This is a genomic window from Synechococcus sp. O70.1 (assembly GCF_047462215.1).
In the GTDB taxonomy this organism is placed as follows: domain Bacteria; phylum Cyanobacteriota; class Cyanobacteriia; order Thermostichales; family Thermostichaceae; genus Thermostichus.
The window spans coordinates 40,123-56,541 of the sequence record NZ_JANSIT010000011.1 but is presented as its reverse complement, the minus strand read 5'-3'; the positions used below and the strand labels follow the sequence as shown (position 1 = coordinate 56,541).

Genomic DNA, 16,419 nt, shown 5'->3' with positions numbered 1-16,419 from the left:
TTTGGTTGACGGGCTAGATCGCGGGTGATAGGATTGACCTCGGGCTGGGTAAGCCAGATCCATCCCTTTCTCCCGCTGAAGGCTTCCTATGACGCCAACCCTTTCCCAACGCCTGCTTGGCTCTGCTGATTTGCCCTCCAACTCTGCCTTGCGTAACCCGCAGGTGGGCTTTAGCCGTTTGCGCTGCCGCGAATGTGGGGCCGAGTACGAGCCGGTCGCCAAGCACGTGTGCGACGTGTGTTTTGGCCCCCTGGAAGTGGTCTACGACTACGACTGGCTCAAGAGCGTCGTCAGCCGGCAGAGCATCCAAGCCGGGCCGCTGTCTATCTGGCGCTATCGGCCTTTCCTGCCGGTGGTTTCGGAGCGCCCTATCGATGTCGGCACCGGCATGACTCCCCTAGTGAAAGCGGAGCGGCTGGGGCGGCGACTGGGGTTAAAAAACCTCTACCTCAAGAACGATGCCGTCAACATGCCTACCCTCAGCTTCAAGGATCGGGTGGTGTCGGTAGCCCTGACCCGCGCCAAGGAGCTGGGCTTTACCACGGTCTCTTGCGCCAGCACGGGCAATTTGGCCAACTCCACGGCTGCCATTGCCGCCCATGCCGGCCTGGAGTGCACTATCTTCATCCCGGCGGATCTGGAGGCAGGCAAGGTACTAGGGTCCCTCATCTACAGGCCCACCGTCATGGCTGTGGAGGGCAACTACGACCAGGTGAACCGCCTCTGCGCCGAGGTGGCGGATCGCTACGGCTGGGGCTTTGTCAACATCAACCTGCGCCCCTACTACGCAGAAGGCTCGAAAACCTTAGCCTACGAGGTGGCGGAGCAACTAGGTTGGCAACTGCCGGATCAGGTAGTGATCCCGCTAGCGTCGGGATCCCTGTACACCAAGGTTTACAAAGGTTTTCAGGAGTTCGTGAAGGTGGGCCTGGTGGCGGAGAAGCCAGTTATTTTCCACGGCGCCCAGGCCCGAGGCTGTGCGCCCATCGCCCAGGCCTTCCGCGAGGGGCGGGATTTTGTTACTCCCGTTAAGCCGAACACCATCGCCAAATCCATTGCCATCGGCAACCCCGCTGATGGCATCTATGCCCTGGAGATTGCCCGCAAGACCGGCGGCCAGATCGAGACGGCCACGGATCCCGAGATCATTGCCGGCATCAAGCTCCTGGCCGAGACTGAGGGCATCTTCACCGAGACGGCTGGCGGCACCACCATTGCCGTGCTCAAACGCCTGGCCGAAGCCGGCCAGCTCGATCCCGAGGCGATTACGGTAGCCTATATTACCGGTAATGGCTTGAAGACCCAGGAGGCGGTGCAGGCGCATGTGGGCCACCCGCTGGTAATTTCGCCCAAGCTGGAGAGCTTTGAACAGGCGCTGGAGCGGGCCCGCACCCTGGAGCGGCTGGACTGGCAGGAGGCCTCGGTTTGAAGAGGGGGGATCCCCCAAGAACTTTCCTGTTACAGACCCGCCTTCGGGTCAAGGGGGCCAACGTGAACAATTCACGGCATTGACAGGGTGCTGCTACCTTGGTCTTCTAATGTTGGTTGATGGACGAAGCACTGGGCTTATGGCAGTCAAGGTGTTAATTCCCACCACGCTGCGGGCGCTCACCCGGAACCAGGAGGTGGTGAGTTGCGAGGGATCCACCATCCGTGAACTGCTGGAGGCTCTGGAGCAAAGCTATCCAGGCATCAAGGCGCGGCTGTGCGATGAGAGGGGAGAATTGCGCCGCTTTGTCAATCTTTACGTTAACAGCGAAGACATTCGCTTCCTGAAGGGATCCGACACCCCTCTGCAGGATGGAGATGAGGTGAGCATTGTCCCTGCTGTGGCAGGGGGCTGAGGGCTAGTGAGCCTACGGTGGACGCTAGGGACTGGCTGAGCCAGCCGGCGCCGATGGTGGCGCCTGCTCTGCTGGGCATGGTGCTGGTGCGGCAATTTGCCGATGGGCTGCAGGTGCGGGCTCAGATTGTGGAAACAGAAGCCTATACAGCTGGGGATCCGGCCTGCCACGCCTATCGCCGTAAGACCCGCCGCAACCAGGTGATGTTTGGGCCGCCGGGGCATCTCTACGTCTATCGCATCTACGGCCTCTACCACTGCCTGAACATCGTCACCGACGCGGAGGGGATCGCGTCAGCCGTTCTAATCCGGGCAGCCCAGTTGGATTGCCTGCCGGAGTGGATCCCGGCCAATAAGCGCATGAAACCGGCGCGGGTGGCGGCAGGTCCGGGCCTACTCTGTCAGGCGTTGCGCATTGACGGATCCCACAACGGCTGGCGGCTGGAGCCGGTGGCCGTCGGCCAGGAAGGCATTTGGCTGGAGGGATCCCCTGCCTGGGAGGCACAGTTCCCCATTGTCCAGACCACCCGCATCGGCATTACCCGCGGTGCGGAGCTCCCGTGGCGCTGGTACATTAAGGGGCATCCGGCAGTGTCCTGCTACTAGAAGGGCAAGATGAACCCAAGCCCTGCGGGTCGCCAGTGGGGGAGCTTGATGCTTCTGGCTGCTCTGGCGCTTGGGGCAGCCTCACCTCTTTGGCGGCAGAAACCTGAATTGCGCTAGGGGTGCCGGTAGTCCTCAGATCTGCCTGGGGCGGAGGCAAGCTGAGGGGCACCGATCCCCAGAAGCGACGGCAGCGAAAGCTTCTGCTCGGGATCCCGTCTCTGACCGTTGGGCGAACAAAAACAGACCTGGCTTAGTAAGCATCAGATTGCAGCTGGCTTTTCGAAAGGGATTTGCGTAAGGATAGAGGGAGTGAGGGGTGCAACTCACCCTTGGGTGAGACAGGTTAAGCATGAATAGAGTTAGGGTTAAAGGCCCAGGACGGTGGTTCGGGGGCTTCTCCTTGCCCAATAGACGCTGGAGCGTGGCTGTCGGAAGGAAGGCAGCGGGGCAATTTCTGCCGGCTTTTAGGTAGTCGGTGTCAACATGAGGGGTTTGGGTTGCTGCCACTTCCCAGTTTGTGGAAGAGGATGAGCTGCACGATGCCACGACGGGTTTCCCCTGCGCCGCTCTCCCTGCCTGCACTCAGTGCCCTGGTGCTGGCCCTCTCAGCCTGCGGCCAGCTCTCTTCCTCGAATGTCTCTCCCAGCCTTGTTCCCCCTTCTACCCTGCAGCCAGTTTTCACGCCAACTCCCCTTGGTCTTTCCACCTTTGCCCTCACGCTCGAACAGGCCCGCCAATCGGGTTTGGCGGTGCCCAGCAACCGCATCGTTTTGCTGCTCCAAGAACAGGGATCCGATCTGGTGGCCCAGCTGCCGGCTTCTGAGGTGGAGCGCTGGCTGGCCCGCACCCCCACCTGGCCGGGGGTGGAAGGGATTGACCTGAGCATTAACCTGGGCAGCTATCGCCAGACTGCCAACGCGCCCCTGCGCCTGGGGCAACCAGCCACCTTCACCTTTACCGACCCGCCCGCTGGCGAAGCCGAGCTTAGGGCTGTTGCCTATCGGGGATCCACCACCTTGGCACAAGGAAAGGGATCCCTGACTCTTTCTGCCCGCTCTGGAAGCGCTGACAGCAGCAGTCGCCGCCTGAGCCTGCTGGTGCTCTCCGAGGTGGAAGTGCCGCTGCTGCACGCAGGGGCAGGGGTGCCGGCGCCTGGCCAGCCGTTGTTGCTGTCGGGGGAAAATCTGGAGCGGGTGGAAAGCGTTCTTTTTGCCTCAGCCGCCAATCCGGAGCGCATCCTGAGGGGGGAAATTCGCTCGCGCAGCCGCAACAGTCTGACGGTGATGCCGCCAGCCTCCCTTTCCGGCACGGTCTGGGTGGCGGTGGCCGACGCTGAAGGACAAGGACTGGGAACCTGGATTGACGAGTGGCCCACTCCCACCCCCACTCCTACAGCGGCCTCGGGCTGGCGAGTGGAGACCCTCCTCGATGGCCGCACCGCTGCGGCAGCCAAGCCGGAGGGCAGCAGCTCCGATAACGAGGGGGAGGCCGGGATCTCCCTGCAGCAGATCGGCGGCATTGCCGCAGACCCCGAGGGGTTCTTTTACTTAGCCGACCCGGCCCAGCACCGCATTTTCCGGCTTTCCCCCGAAGGGGAACTGGAGGTGTGGGCGGGCAGCGGCAAGGCCGGCCACCGGGATGGGGTGGCGGAGCAGGCCCAGTTTCACTCCCCCCAAGGGCTACTTTGGGATCCCAAGGGGGGGTTGTGGGTGGCCGACAGCGGCAACCATTGCCTGCGCTACATCAGCCGACAGCGGCGGGTGAGCACCTTTGCCGGCACCTGTTCAGCCGGCCACCGAGATGGAGAGCGCGACGAGGCGCAGTTTCGCGAACCCTTTGGCCTGGCCCTGGGTCTGGACGGCAGCCTTTACGTGGCCGATCGCGCCAACCGCCGCATCCGCCGCATCACTCCCACGGGCAAAGTGACGACGGCCGCTGGCACTGGCCAGCCGGGATCCGCCGATGGGCCGGCAGACCAAGCCCAGCTTCTGGAGCCGACAGCTCTGGCAGTGGACAGGGCAGGCAACCTCTGGATTGCCGATAGGCATCGCCTGCGCCGGCTCTCTGCCGACGGACACCTGACCACCCTCTCCCAGGCGGAAGCAGGCTACCGCGATGGCCCTCTGGCGGAGGCCCGTTTTCAAACCCTTGCGGGGCTGGCCTTCGACAGTGCGGGGGTCCTCTGGCTGACTGACCAAGACAACCGCCGCATTCGCCGTCTTCAGCCCAGCGGGCAGGTCTCTACCCTGGCCGGGGGGGATGAGCCTGGCTGGCAGGATGGCCCGGTGGTCTCAGCTCGCTTCCAGCGGCCTGGCTCTCTGCTTGCCTTGCCAGACGGCAGCTTGGTGGTGGCGGATGCTGGCCTGCCTGGCTTGTGGCGTCTTAGCCGCGTCGTCCCCCAGCCCGCCACTCCCGTTTCGAGGGGATCCCCCTAGGTGCGACGGTGACGGTCCAGGGCCGCTTCGTAAGCCCGCCGACTGGCCTGCAGGGACTTTCCCAAATCCACCACGGGGCGGGGATAGTCTACCCCCAGCCGCACGCCAAACTGCTTTTGCTCAGCAGCGCTGAGGCGGTAGGGCTCGTGGATCTTGTCCCCCGGGATCCCGGCCAGCTCCGGCAGCCAGTGGCGTAAGTAGTGGCCCTGGGGATCGTAGTCGCGGGATTGCTTGGGAATGTGGAAGTAGCGAAAGCCGCGGGCATCGTTGCCCACGCCGGCGGTGTAGTTCCAGTTGCCGTAGTTGCTGGCCACGTCGTAGTCAATCAGCAGCGATTCAAACCATTCCGCCCCCAAGCGCCAGTCGATCCCCAGGTTCTTGGTGAGAAAGCTGGCCACATTCTGCCGCCCGCGGTTGGACATAAAGCCGGTGGCGGCCAACTCCCGCATGTTGGCATCCACCAGAGGGTAGCCGGTCTCGCCGCGGCACCAAGCCTGAAAGCGGTCCCAGTCCTGCTGCCAGGGGATGGGGATCCCTTGGATCCCCGAGGGACGAAACAGCTTGGCGCCATGCTTGGCCAGGATGAAGCGAAAGTAATCCCGCCACAGCAGCTCGAAGACCAGCCAGTAGGTGGATTCGTTGCGCACCCGCTCCTCCTCGTAGCGCTTGACTTCGGCATACACCGTGCGAGGAGAAAGGCAACCCAACGCCAACCAGGCAGAAAGACGCGAGCTGTCGTTGGGATCCAGCATGCCGTTGCGGGTTTCTTTGTAGACGCGCAGCCGATCCAGACCCCAGATGTAGATCTGCAGGCGCGCCTGGGCAGCGGTGCTGCCGCCGGTATAGACAAAGCGGGCGCGGGGATCCGGCGGCGGCAAGCTCAACCCCAGCTCTGCCAGAGTGGGCAGAGGGCCAGGGTCCAGCCCTGGCGGCAGGGGCGGCAGGGAGGGGATGGGCAGGGGAGCGCGAACGGCGGCCTTGGCTTCCACCTGCTGGCGGAAGCGGGTGAACACCTCCGGCAGGTCTGCCAGGGCAAAGGGGAGGTCAGCAGGATGGTAGAGAGTGTGGCCCCACTCCAGGTGCAGCGGGATCCCTAAGGGCTGAAGCGCTTGCTGCAGGGCCCTGGCAACCGCCTCCTCCTCCGTGCCCACCTCTTCGTGGGCATAGACAGCCTTCACCCCCCACTCCCGCGCCAGGGCCGGGATCACCTGCTCCGGCTGGCCTTGGCGGATGACCAGATCAGAGCCGCGGGCCCGAAGCTGCTGCCGCAGGTCAGCCAGGCTTTCCAGCAGGAACTGGGCGCGGAAAGGACCGGTCTTAGGAAAGCCAAAGGCCGTCCGGCCAAAGTGGCGCGGATCCAGGCAGTAGAGGGGAATGAGGAAGGATCCCTGCTGGCAAGCGCGCGTCAGCGGCTGGTGATCCAGTAGGCGCAAATCGGTGCGAAACCAAACCAGAACGGCCATTCTAGACGGATGGCGGCGCTTCCAGATCCCCTCGGCGTTTTCTCCTAGGGCGTCCCAGCTCCGGGCTGGGGACAAAATAGGGCACTTGGGCAGCCGGGATGTGGACAGGAGCCTTAGTGCGGGGGTGATAGGTTTGCCGGGCCGGACGGGGCCGCAGCAAGAAGGTGCCAAAGCGCGCCAGCCGCACGGATCCTCCTTCCGCCAGACATTGGCTGATGCTGTCTAGCATTGCCTCTAGGGCAGCGGCAGCCATTTTGACGGTCAGGCCATCCACTTGCGCAGCCATCTGGCGGGCCAACAAACGGCGATTTAGATGGGGAGAAGCCACAGCCACCTCCCAAAACGGCAAGATATTATAAGCTTCCCTAGCTCTACAACGGCGCCGAAGCTGGCTACCAAGCCGAAACACCAGCATGGGGAAGCCTGCTTGGCTGCCTCCAGAGCTTCAGCGAGCCTTCTCCTGCGTCGGGTTGGAATCGACCTCCTCTACCTCACTCTCGAAAAACCAGTGCCGCGAGCGGTCAGGAAACTCCAGGATATAGCCAATGCCGCTGCCATCGACCACCCGACGCGCCAGGACCACGCCCTCCTTGCCCACCAGGGCGCTCACCTCTTCCTGCCCGCGATCGCGAATGGAGCGCACCCTAACTTTATCGCCAACTTTGATCACCATAGCAACAGGGGTAACCGCGAAGAGCTTCACCACTCAAGATGGTACGGCAAAAATGGCCACCCCTTTCCCGAAACTGGCCTGCGCCGGCCGACGCAGACGGCCATTGCTAAGATCGACAAGAGCGTTGTGCGCCGGGAAGACCGCCCCTGTGATTGCCCTGTCCCTAAGACCCGCCCATTGCTCCTGGAGCGTTATCAGCTTTCCCTCCACCCTCTACACTCAGCCGATTCTGGATCTGTTGGTTGCCAAAGTTCCTCCCCCCTGGAAGGCAGAGGTACGCCTGGGCCTGCAAGAAGCCATCATCAACGCTGTCCGCCATGGCAATGGTCTGGATCCCAACAAGAGAGTGATCGTCGAATACACCAGCTCCGAGCGCTTCTACCAGTGGCTAGTGCGGGATCAGGGATCCGGCTTCTGTCCCCAGCAAGAGCTGCAGCGCTGCCGCTGCGGCCTCTTGGAAACCGAGGAATCGGGCCGGGGGGTGCTCCTGCTGACCCAAATCTTTGACCTTGTGGAATGGAACGAGACGGGCAACCAAGTCTATTTGGCCAAGTTCATCTACCCCGGCTGCCGCGATCCCTGGATAGTCTAATACCACTGCCAAAACAGCTTGCCCCTCTGGAGAAGCCAGCGGCCCCGATCGGGGTAGGGAGCTTCAGAGAACTTCAGGGCAGTAGTGGCAAAGGCAAAGCGAGTGGATGACCAGCGGGATCCCGAAAGCTGAGGCAGCCAGGTTTCCAGTAAGCCTAAGGATCCATATCCATAACCCAGGTTGCGGTGAGGCAGGGGAGCCACCAGGCGGCGCCAGGCGCGAGTGGCGCTCAAGGGGGGATCTGCCAGGGCCGCTTCCAGAGCCGCCAAAGACGGAGCCAGATAGGAATAGCCGTCCCGGTCAGCGTGATACACCTGGGCTAGCGGCGGCGGCTTTGGGATCGCGGGCAGGTTCTGAGGCAGCGCCTCTGCTAGGGGCTGGACTACGGGTTTGCTCCAGGCGGTGGCGACGCCGTGTTTTGTTGCCATCGACACCACCTGCCAGCCCTGGGCAATTGCCCGCTCATCCAGCGTCGGTGCCTCCGGCCTCTTGCCAACCCAGAGCCAGGCCGGTTTCCCATCCGCGGGTAGAAGGGCAAGGGCAAACTCTCCCGTTTCCGGCACCAGCCGCTGCCAGTCCAGGTCGACCTGGGCTGGCCCCCACTGACCCGGATCCAGCGGCAATCCCAGAAGGCGGAGGGGCTGCACCTGGCCCAGGCTTTGCCAAAAGACAGCCCAGTTGCGGCCGGACACCAGCGCCAGCGTCTCGTCGGGCAGCTGACCAATAACCTGGGGACGAAAAGCTTCGCTCCTGGGCAGGGCAAAGTTGGCAGGCGTATGCCAAAGGGCAGCCGTTTCTGCTAGCAAACCCTGAAAGCTCACCCCTAGCCCCAGCCCCACCGCCTGCAAGGTCAACCCTTCGGCGGAGGCCGGCTGCGGATTTTGCCAGAAGGCCCAACCTACCTGCGCCGGTGGCAGCGCCTGGATGACCTGCCGAAACTGCGGCTCGGCCATGAGCGACAGCTGCGGCACCTGCCAGGCATCGATAGCGGCGCGAAGGGCTGCTGCCTTCTCCGCCAACAGCACGTAGCGCTCCCCGAAAAGGGCTGCCGCAAACCCCGGCAACCCTGGCAGCGGACTGGAAACTACCTGGATGCCCTTGTAGGTGTCCACCTGGACCGGCAGACCGGCCAAACTCTGCCGCTCCCACAACAGGTTGAGCTCAAACTGCGCCAGCGCCGGCTTGCGGATTTCCAGGGCAACCAAGGTGCCCCACTCCGGCAAGCTGGCCAAGAGGGTGCTTTTTCCCAGCCAGGGCTGCACCTCCCGCTCGAAATTCAGGGATCCCCCCGCCAAGAGGGATCCCAGCCATCCTGGACCTTCGCTGGAGAAAAATTTGCGCCACTGCTGGCGGGTAGCGCGTCGTTGGGAGGCGGGGGTTGCCGCTTGCCAGAATGCCTGCAGATTTTCCAGGGGAACAGCTAGCAGCAGCAGCGCCTGGGTGGAGCGGGGGGCCAGGCCCACAATCGGCGGCAGCTCATGGCGAACCAGCAACAAGGCCAGCGGACTTTGGGTGAGCAGCCAAGCGATTACCCACACGCTCATGGCCGCCAGCAGGCCCAGACCAATTAGGATGCCGCGCCGGAGTTGCCCTTGTCCCATACCTCCATCCCCAGTCTGGAATAGACGCTGTCTTGCCGCAAAGCCGGCAGTTAGCACCGCGTAACCATCTTACCTGGGAGGGGAAGTTGGCTCCCCTTGCTTGCCGTTAACCGCCACCTATGAAGAGTTTCCTGGAACAGCGGTGCGCTGACCCATGCTGAGGGGGGCGTGTTGGGCGGGCGCTTTTCCTTGAGGCTGGGGCAAGGCTAAGATAGCGGGAAAGGTTGTGTTACCAGCCGGCTCATGCCCCTTGCCTCTGAGACTGACTCCTCGCAGCAAGCTGCGCCAGCGCAAGCGCCCACGCGGCTGCCCAATCCAGAGTTTCCCTACGAGGTCGAGATGACCTTGATGGAGCACCTGGAGGAGCTGCGCCGCCGCCTCTTGGCCAGCCTCATTGCTGTGGGCCTGTGCATCGTCGCCTGTTTTCTGGGGGTAAACCGCCTTGTTGCTTTTCTGGAGGTGCCAGCCCAGGGGGTAACCTTCCTGCAACTGGCGCCGGGCGAGTACTTCTTCGTCTCCCTCAAAGTAGCGGCCTATGCCGGCTTGCTCTTGGCCACGCCCTTTTTGCTCTACCAAATCGTCCGCTTTGTGTTGCCAGGGCTAAGCGTCAAGGAGATCAGGCTGCTGGGACCGGCGGTGCTGGGATCCAGCCTCTTGTTTGTGGCGGGCTTAGCCTTCGCCTACTACCTTCTTATTCCGGCAGCGCTGAACTTCTTTATTCGCTATGGGGAAGGGGTAGTGGAGCAGGCATGGTCCATCGATCGCTACTTTGAGTTTGTGCTGCTGTTGATGTTCAGCACTGGCTTGGCCTTTCAGGTGCCAATTCTGCAGGCACTGCTGGGGGCTTTGGGGCTGGTAACTGCCGAGCAGATGCTCAAGGGCTGGCGCTACGTCGTTGTGGCTTCAGTGGTGGCGGGGGCCATTCTTACCCCTTCCACGGATCCCCTTACCCAGAGCCTCCTAGCCGGCGCGATCACGTTCCTGTACGGGTTGGGCGTTTTGCTGGTGAAGCTACTGGGTCGGTGACACGGGCGCTGGCTTGGGCAGCCTGGCTTCCCCGTGCGGGGAAAGCGGTTTGACCTTGGAAAGAAAGATGGACAAGCTCTACCTGCTCACCAAAATCCTTAGCGGTAACAGTCGAGACTGCAGCCCTGGTTAGGGCTGGAATACCAGCCTTTGGCAACAGCCGCACCCTTTGGCCAGCAGAAAGGCTCATTGGGGCAGAGGGAAAGTTTGTCCAATTTGTCTATCCCGGCAGGGGATCCGCCCCGCCCCTACCCTAGCTCAGGCGAGGGGGGTAGCTAGCTATGCGCCCCTAGTGTAAGGGGTGTGGGCAACAGTTGGCTGCTGTTTTCCATCTTCAGTAGCTGCTGCAGGGCCTTGGCCAGCGGGGACAGGCAGCAAAGCTTCCTACTGCTGCTCGCTGCCGAAGAGGCTGCTGCTGCAGAAGCGGATTTTCTGAACTTTCAAGAACGAGTTCTTGACCTCAGGGCTTCTATGCTTTCTTGGAGTTTTTGCCCCAAAACAAACCCCTATCCTGCTAGAACCTACGATCCTTCCTATCCAGTTGGCAGTTACTGGGACAGCACGATAGCAGACTCCAGTTGGCGACACCCAGCACCTCTGCAAGGGCAGGTGGAGGCTGAGGTAGCCATCATTGGGGGCGGGTTCACAGGGCTTTCGACAGCCCTGCACCTAGTCCGCGATCACGGCATTTCCGCCTGCCTGCTGGAGGCGGGATCCCTGGGCTGGGGAGCCTCGGGGCGTAATGGCGGTTTCTGCGGCGTGGGGGCAAGCTGCCTGACTCACGCCCAGATGGTACGGCGGGTAGGGCTAGCGGAGACGGAGCGCTACTACCGGGATCAATGGCAGGCAGTGGAAACCGTCCAAGAGCTGGCTGCTACCGAGGGCTTTTCCCTGGATGCCCAGGGCCAGGGCTGGTACGCGGTGGCCCATCGCCTCAGTGCTTGGCAGGAGTTGGAGGCGGAATACCAGATCTACACCCAGGTGGCCGGCTACCCCGTTCAGCTCCTTAGCCCCAAAGAGCTGCGGGAGCGGGGCTTCGACAGTCGGGAGAACTACGGCGCTCTCCACATCGGCATTGGTTTTGGCCTCAACCCCCTCAAGCTTACCCAGGGGCTAGCTCAGGCTGCCCGCCGGTGGGGAGCCCAGCTATACAGTGCTAGCCCGGTTATCGCCTGGGAGAAAGTGGGATCCTACCACCTTTGCCATACACCGGGGGGGACGGTGCGGGCGCGCCACCTGGTGATTGCCACCAACGGCTACACGCCAGCCCACCTCTATCCCCAACTGGCGGGATCCCTGCTGCCGGTGCTTTCCAACATCGTGGTGACCCGCCCCCTGACGCCAGCGGAGCAAAAAGCTCAGGGCTGGTGGGATCCGACCCCTGTCTACGACACGCGGCGGCTTCTGTTTTACTACCGTCTCTTGCCCGATGGGCGGCTGCTATTTGGGGGGCGGGATGGCACCTGCGACGACCCAGCGCAACGGCAGCGCCTGCAAGCTTGGATGGTGCAGCGGCTCTACCGCCTCTTTCCCGCCTGGGAGGGGGTGGAGATTGAGTACGCCTGGAATGGCTTGGTTTGCCTCTCCCGCCAGCTTCACCCTCACATCGGCCCTTCGCCAACGGATCCCAGCCTGTGGTACGGCCTAGCCTACCATGGCAGCGGTGTGGCCACAGGGGTGTGGGCGGGCAAAATCTTGGCTCAGGATATCGCCGGTAATCGACCCCAGATCAGTGCCCTCTTTCGTCAGCCGCCGCGGGTTTTCCCTTTCCCTGGCTTGCGGCTTCACTACCTGCGGTTGGGGTATCTTTGGTGGCAGTTGATAGACGGCTAGCTTCCCCAAGAGTGCGCGAGAAGCCCCTGGGCGCTGCCACCGCCCTGTCGTAATCTAGTCCTAGCCTGGCCCGAGAAAGCCCCCTAGCTTCTCGCCTTTTGGTTCTTATTCCCCTGAGGTGCCTCGTGCTGTCCCCATCTTGGCCTGAACAGGACTCTCTCCCCCTGAAGCCAACAACTAGCCGCCAGCGACAGCCCTCCCCTGGGAGGCAGCGGCTGGGGTTTGCTCTGCTGCTTGGCCTGCCTGCTATGTTTTTGCCCTGGCCTGCCTTTGCCCAAATTGCCGGATCCCTGCTCAATCCTCTGGTGGCTGCCTGGATTCGCTCCGAGGTGCAGCAGGTGGACAACTTGCAGGTGCAAATTGCCGGTTCCGACGCCCAGATTCTCAAGGGTCAGATCCCTCAAGCTCAGGTCTCAGGAGACAACCTCATCTACCAAGGCTTCCAGATCAGCCATCTGCGGCTGCGGGGCCAAGATATTCGCCTCAATGTGGGGGAAGCTATTCAAGGGCGCAGCCCCCTGCGGCTGTTGGCCCCTGTGCCAGTGCAGGTAAGCTTGCGCCTCACGGAAGCAGACTTGAATCGCACCCTTCAGGCTCCCCTCATCCAGTCGCAACTGGCCCAAGCGCGGGTGCAACTGCCCTTTGGAGAGCAAACGGTTCCCTTTTTAATCCGCCAGCCCCAGGTTGCCCTAGAGCCAGGGCGGCTGCGCATCCGGGCCCAACTGGTTACTCCTGAGGGGGCGGAGGTGCCCGTTACGGTGGTGACTGGGCTGCAGGCTCAGGGCCCTAGCCAGTTGCGGCTGGTTAACCCTGTGTGGATAAGTGAAGGTCAGGAGATCCCTATCCCCGGCCTGGCAGATTTTCCCATCCAGTTGGATCCAGGTGTGCGCATTGATCGCTTGGAGCTGCAGCCCGGCCAGATCCTCTACGAGGGGATGTTGGTTATCTACCCGGAAGCGGCGACCCCAGCCCGGGGGTAGTTGCTGCTGCTGAATTCTCTCCCCCGCAAGCTGCAGGTAGCCAGATACCACTTGACCAAGTTGAGGGCAGCGTTGAAACTACCCTATAACCGAGCTGGCCCCGGCCACGCCTATCGCCACAATCCCTTCTCTCCAACTTCTCAAGGTGGGGTGACGCCTGTTCTCTGGGCCGGTGAGCCAATGATGGACGTAGGCAACAAGGCACGCCATGACACCCAAGTCGTGGCAAAGGCTACCCCCAGAAGTGCCTTGTTCTCGAAAATAGCGCTGGCTACTGCTCCCCAAAATAGAAGAGTCCTCCCTACCCCTGCCACGAGAGCCGAAAGGGCAAGCAGAGCAAAGGATCTCAACCAAGCGAGTGGTCTGGGTAGCCAAACAGGCCAGCGCATAGAGACCTCCCAGAGAGTAAGTCGCCCAGCTTAGTCTTGCCCCAGCTTGTGTTCTCACTCAGCCGAGCTAGGGATCCCTGCCCATTCCGGCTGCCCGGGGCGCCGCCACTGCTCCCACCAAGCCAGCACCGATTCCGATGGACTAGCGTCATGGCTGCCGTTAGCAGGAGGCGGTGGCGGCCAGCTGACAGACGTGGGGATTAGGCAACTGGGGGGGAGAGGTCGCAGGTTGCGGTAGTGGCAGCTGCGGATGGCCAGGATCTCCTGCTGGACAACCTCCAGGGGCTCGCCCAGCTGGAGCAACAGGTGACTGCACAGCCCCAAGCTGGCCTCGAATTCCGGGTGGACGACTTCTCTAGCCCCCAACTGGTAGAGCTGTTCAATGTCCTCTTCGTGAGTGGCCCGCACCACTACCTCCAGGTGGGGCGCCAGTTCTAGCGCCTGTTTGAGGCAGAGGCGGGTGCTTAGACGATCTGGCAAGGCAATGACCAGAGCGTGAGCTTGGTTCAGGCGAGCTTTCTCCAGCACCAGGGCGCTGGCAGCATTGCCGTAGAGGTAGGGGATCCCCTGCGAGCGCAGCTGTTGGATGACCTGTTCCGAGGAGTCAACTACCAAAAGGGGATGGCGACGGGCCTGCAGAATGCGCACCACATCCTGCCCCACCCGACCGTAGCCACACACCACCACGTGGCCCTCTTGAGGAGCCCTGGCATCCAGGTCGCGAGGCCGCTCGTCTGCTGCTAGCCAGCGAGACAAGAAGGGGATCCCTTGCAGTTTCCTCAGCAGCCCCGGCGCGCCCTTAAGCAAAAAGGGAGTGACAAGCAAGGTAACAGCAGTGGTGCTGACAATGAGCAAATACAGCTGCCGCGACACCAGTCCCAGGGCCTGCCCCTCGCTGGCCAGGACAAAGGAAAACTCGCCAATCTGAGAAAGGCCCAGCCCTACCAACACCGCCGCCGGGAGGGGGTAGCCAAACAGCCCAGCCAGAGGCGCCACCAGGCAAAACTTGCCCACCATCACTAGCCCCACCAGCCCCAGAATCAGCGTCAGGTGGTCAGCAATGAAGCGGGGATCGATGAGCATGCCAATGGCAGCAAAAAAGAGGGCAGCAAACACATCCCGCAAGGGCTCTACGTAGGCCAGGGTTTGGTCGGCGTATTCCACTTCCGAAATCATCAGCCCCGCAATGAAAGCCCCGATCTCGCTGGAAAGGCCCAGCCGCTCGGTTAGGAGAGCAATCCCCACGCAGAGGCTGATGACCCCCAGTAGGAATACCTCTTTGTTCTCCTGCTGGGCCAATAGCCGCAGCAAAGCGGGCACCAGCCAAATACCCCCCAGCACTGCTCCTACTGCCACCAGGCCAATTTCCGCTACTGACTTAGCCAGGGATCCCGCCAGCTCTGGCAGGGGAGCATCCAAAGCTGGCAACACCGCCAGCATTAGCCCTACCGCCAAATCCTGCACGATCAAGATCCCCAGCATGGCCTGGGCCTGGGGCGTGCCCATCTGGTTGGTCTCGGTGAGGCTTTTGAGCACCACCGCCGTGGAAGACAAGGAGAGTACCGCTCCCAAAAAGATCCCCTGCACCGGCGTCAGCCAGCCACTGGCCACTGCCAGCACCGCTGTGACTGCAATCGTTAGGCCAATCTGCAAAAGGCCGCCGCCTAGAGCAATCCCGCGCACTTGGCGCAGTTCTTTGAGGGAAAACTCCACCCCCAAGGTAAACAGCAAAAAGGTCACGCCAAACTGGGCCAGGGTTTCCACCTGCACCACCTCTTTAATCCACCCCAGCCCTGTTGGCCCCACTAGGATCCCGGCTAGCAAGTAACCCAAAAGCACTGGCTGCCGCAGCAGTGCCGCTAGAAGCCCTCCTGCTGCCGCTGCCGCCAGTACTGTGGCAATGTCCAGAATCAGGCGAAAGTCTTCCTGCACAGGGACACCCACCCCGAAATATGAACTTTTGTAGCCGATTCTGAGGGCTCTTCCACGATACTGCTTCCCTCAGCCGCGTGGACAGATCCCCGCGCACTCCAGTCCAGCAGGGGTAGCCCCGGGGGAGAGCGGCCAAAATTTTTGTTAAAGGTTACCTAGAAAACCTCAAAACCGTAGCTTATAATACGAAATGAAGAAATCGTTCATCCTCTGGCGGGTTCAAGAGCGACCCCACAGCCAGAGGACGGAAGTAGGGAGCTATCCCGAAGGAACGCGCCTCAACCCCTGTAGCTGTTTGCAAAACATCCCAGCTCACCTCTCACCTGGGGAGGGGGAGGGGATACCAACAACTCTCAACTTTGGAGGCGAAGATGATGAAACTCTCTTACCGTGGTGTCGGTTACACCTTCTCACCGGCGACCGTGACCGTTTCCCCTGGCAAGGTGGGGGGCCGTTATCGAGGGCTGGACTGGCGGTTCCGCCACCTAACCAAGCCGCTGGTTTTGTCCACCAACTTGGACTTTCTCTACCGGGGAGTAGCCTATCGTCCCAAAGCGGCTGAGGCAGTGGCTCAAGAGATTCCAGCAGTAGCCTCCGAGGCGGCAGCAACCCCTGGCCGTTCCCACGTTTTGGATGAGCTAGCTCGTCGGCTGATGGCGGGCCACCAACGCGCTATTCGAATTCGGCAGCAGGCGATGCTGGTACGCGGTACAGAGCGGGTTGGCCTGCACACCAACGTGCGCAACTTCTGGAACCGTATCCAAGGGAAAGTGCACCCCACCTTCCGCTTGACCTACGACCGTACGCGAGTTAGCATGAGCTAACCTCCAGGCAAGTGCTTTGGGGGGATCCTCAAAGAGGCCCCTTGCAAGAGGCGCCAGAAGTCTTCCTGCTGCTAGCAGGGAGAAAGGCGCTGTTTTTTGTATCTCTTTGTATCTCTCAGACTCGCGAGGAGGAGCCTAGTAACCTCCGCGGGGTCAAGAAAACTGGCTCTCCAAGGCTATAATGCCCTAGTGAGCTTTTGGGATTCTGTCTGTCTCAACTCG

14 protein-coding genes and 1 riboswitch are annotated in these 16,419 nt (G+C 62.0%); of the genes, 9 read left to right on the top strand and 5 right to left on the bottom strand.

Going from position 1 to position 16,419, the window contains the following annotated elements; translation table 11 throughout:
- The first annotated feature begins 88 nt into the window (after positions 1-88).
- The 4 genes from thrC to NW833_RS07940 all read left to right on the top strand — a co-directional run bounded on the left by thrC (position 89) and on the right by NW833_RS07940 (position 4,884).
- Positions 89-1,429 carry a threonine synthase gene (thrC, locus tag NW833_RS07955; protein WP_414412105.1) on the top strand — a complete coding sequence of 447 codons (1,341 nt, stop codon included), beginning with the start codon at positions 89-91 and terminating at the stop codon, positions 1,427-1,429.
- 139 nt (positions 1,430-1,568) lie between these two features.
- The gene (locus tag NW833_RS07950; RefSeq protein ID WP_414394685.1) at positions 1,569-1,844 is read left to right on the top strand and encodes a ubiquitin-like small modifier protein 1; all 276 of its coding nucleotides are present in this window, start codon (positions 1,569-1,571) and stop codon (positions 1,842-1,844) included.
- A gap of 17 nt (positions 1,845-1,861) precedes the next feature.
- On the top strand, positions 1,862-2,449 hold the full coding sequence (locus NW833_RS07945) for a DNA-3-methyladenine glycosylase (RefSeq protein WP_414394683.1): 588 nt from the start codon (positions 1,862-1,864) through the stop codon (positions 2,447-2,449).
- Positions 2,450-2,988: 539 nt separating this feature from the next.
- On the top strand, positions 2,989-4,884 hold the full coding sequence (locus NW833_RS07940) for an NHL repeat-containing protein (protein WP_414412104.1): 1,896 nt from the start codon (positions 2,989-2,991) through the stop codon (positions 4,882-4,884).
- On the opposite strand, the gene NW833_RS07935 is transcribed toward NW833_RS07940, so the two are convergent.
- The 3 genes from NW833_RS07935 to NW833_RS07925 all read right to left on the bottom strand — a co-directional run bounded on the left by NW833_RS07935 (position 4,881) and on the right by NW833_RS07925 (position 7,020).
- Positions 4,881-6,347, bottom strand: coding sequence for a DASH family cryptochrome (locus tag NW833_RS07935; RefSeq protein ID WP_414412103.1), 1,467 nt, complete (start codon positions 6,345-6,347; stop codon positions 4,881-4,883). The two genes, NW833_RS07940 and NW833_RS07935, sit on opposite strands and share 4 nt — an antisense overlap.
- A 1-nt stretch (position 6,348) precedes the next feature.
- Positions 6,349-6,675, bottom strand: coding sequence for an HU family DNA-binding protein (locus NW833_RS07930; protein ID WP_414394677.1), 327 nt, complete (start codon positions 6,673-6,675; stop codon positions 6,349-6,351).
- A 117-nt stretch (positions 6,676-6,792) separates the two neighbouring features.
- Positions 6,793-7,020, bottom strand: a complete 228-nt coding sequence (locus NW833_RS07925) for a cytochrome b6f subunit family protein (protein ID WP_041438789.1) — start codon at positions 7,018-7,020, stop codon at positions 6,793-6,795.
- A 148-nt stretch (positions 7,021-7,168) separates the two neighbouring features.
- Here NW833_RS07925 and NW833_RS07920 point away from each other — a divergent pair, with 148 nt between their 5' ends.
- Entirely contained in the window at positions 7,169-7,612 is a 444-nt protein-coding gene (locus NW833_RS07920; protein ID WP_414412102.1) for an ATP-binding protein, read from the top strand.
- Here the strand turns inward: NW833_RS07920 and NW833_RS07915 are convergent.
- Positions 7,609-9,213 carry a DUF3352 domain-containing protein gene (locus NW833_RS07915; RefSeq protein WP_414412101.1) on the bottom strand — a complete coding sequence of 535 codons (1,605 nt, stop codon included), beginning with the start codon at positions 9,211-9,213 and terminating at the stop codon, positions 7,609-7,611. The genes NW833_RS07920 and NW833_RS07915 overlap by 4 nt on opposite strands.
- A 339-nt stretch (positions 9,214-9,552) precedes the next feature.
- On the opposite strand from NW833_RS07915, the gene tatC reads away from it, so the two are divergent.
- From tatC to NW833_RS07900, 3 genes are all read left to right on the top strand, one after another.
- Entirely contained in the window at positions 9,553-10,239 is a 687-nt protein-coding gene (gene tatC / locus NW833_RS07910; RefSeq protein WP_414394817.1) for a twin-arginine translocase subunit TatC, read from the top strand.
- A gap of 609 nt (positions 10,240-10,848) precedes the next feature.
- Positions 10,849-12,072 carry an NAD(P)/FAD-dependent oxidoreductase gene (locus tag NW833_RS07905; protein ID WP_414412100.1) on the top strand — a complete coding sequence of 408 codons (1,224 nt, stop codon included), beginning with the start codon at positions 10,849-10,851 and terminating at the stop codon, positions 12,070-12,072.
- A 248-nt stretch (positions 12,073-12,320) separates the two neighbouring features.
- Positions 12,321-13,052 carry a DUF2993 domain-containing protein gene (locus tag NW833_RS07900; RefSeq protein WP_414412099.1) on the top strand — a complete coding sequence of 244 codons (732 nt, stop codon included), beginning with the start codon at positions 12,321-12,323 and terminating at the stop codon, positions 13,050-13,052.
- Positions 13,053-13,495: 443 nt separating this feature from the next.
- On the opposite strand, the gene NW833_RS07895 is transcribed toward NW833_RS07900, so the two are convergent.
- The gene (locus tag NW833_RS07895) at positions 13,496-15,373 is read right to left on the bottom strand and encodes a cation:proton antiporter (protein WP_414412098.1); all 1,878 of its coding nucleotides are present in this window, start codon (positions 15,371-15,373) and stop codon (positions 13,496-13,498) included.
- A 198-nt stretch (positions 15,374-15,571) separates the two neighbouring features.
- A riboswitch (Glutamine riboswitch) is annotated at positions 15,572-15,651 on the top strand.
- Between the two features lie 96 nt (positions 15,652-15,747).
- Between NW833_RS07895 and NW833_RS07890 the strand changes: the two genes are divergently transcribed.
- Positions 15,748-16,197, top strand: a complete 450-nt coding sequence (locus NW833_RS07890) for a DUF4278 domain-containing protein (RefSeq protein WP_414394668.1) — start codon at positions 15,748-15,750, stop codon at positions 16,195-16,197.
- Positions 16,198-16,419 lie beyond the last annotated feature (222 nt).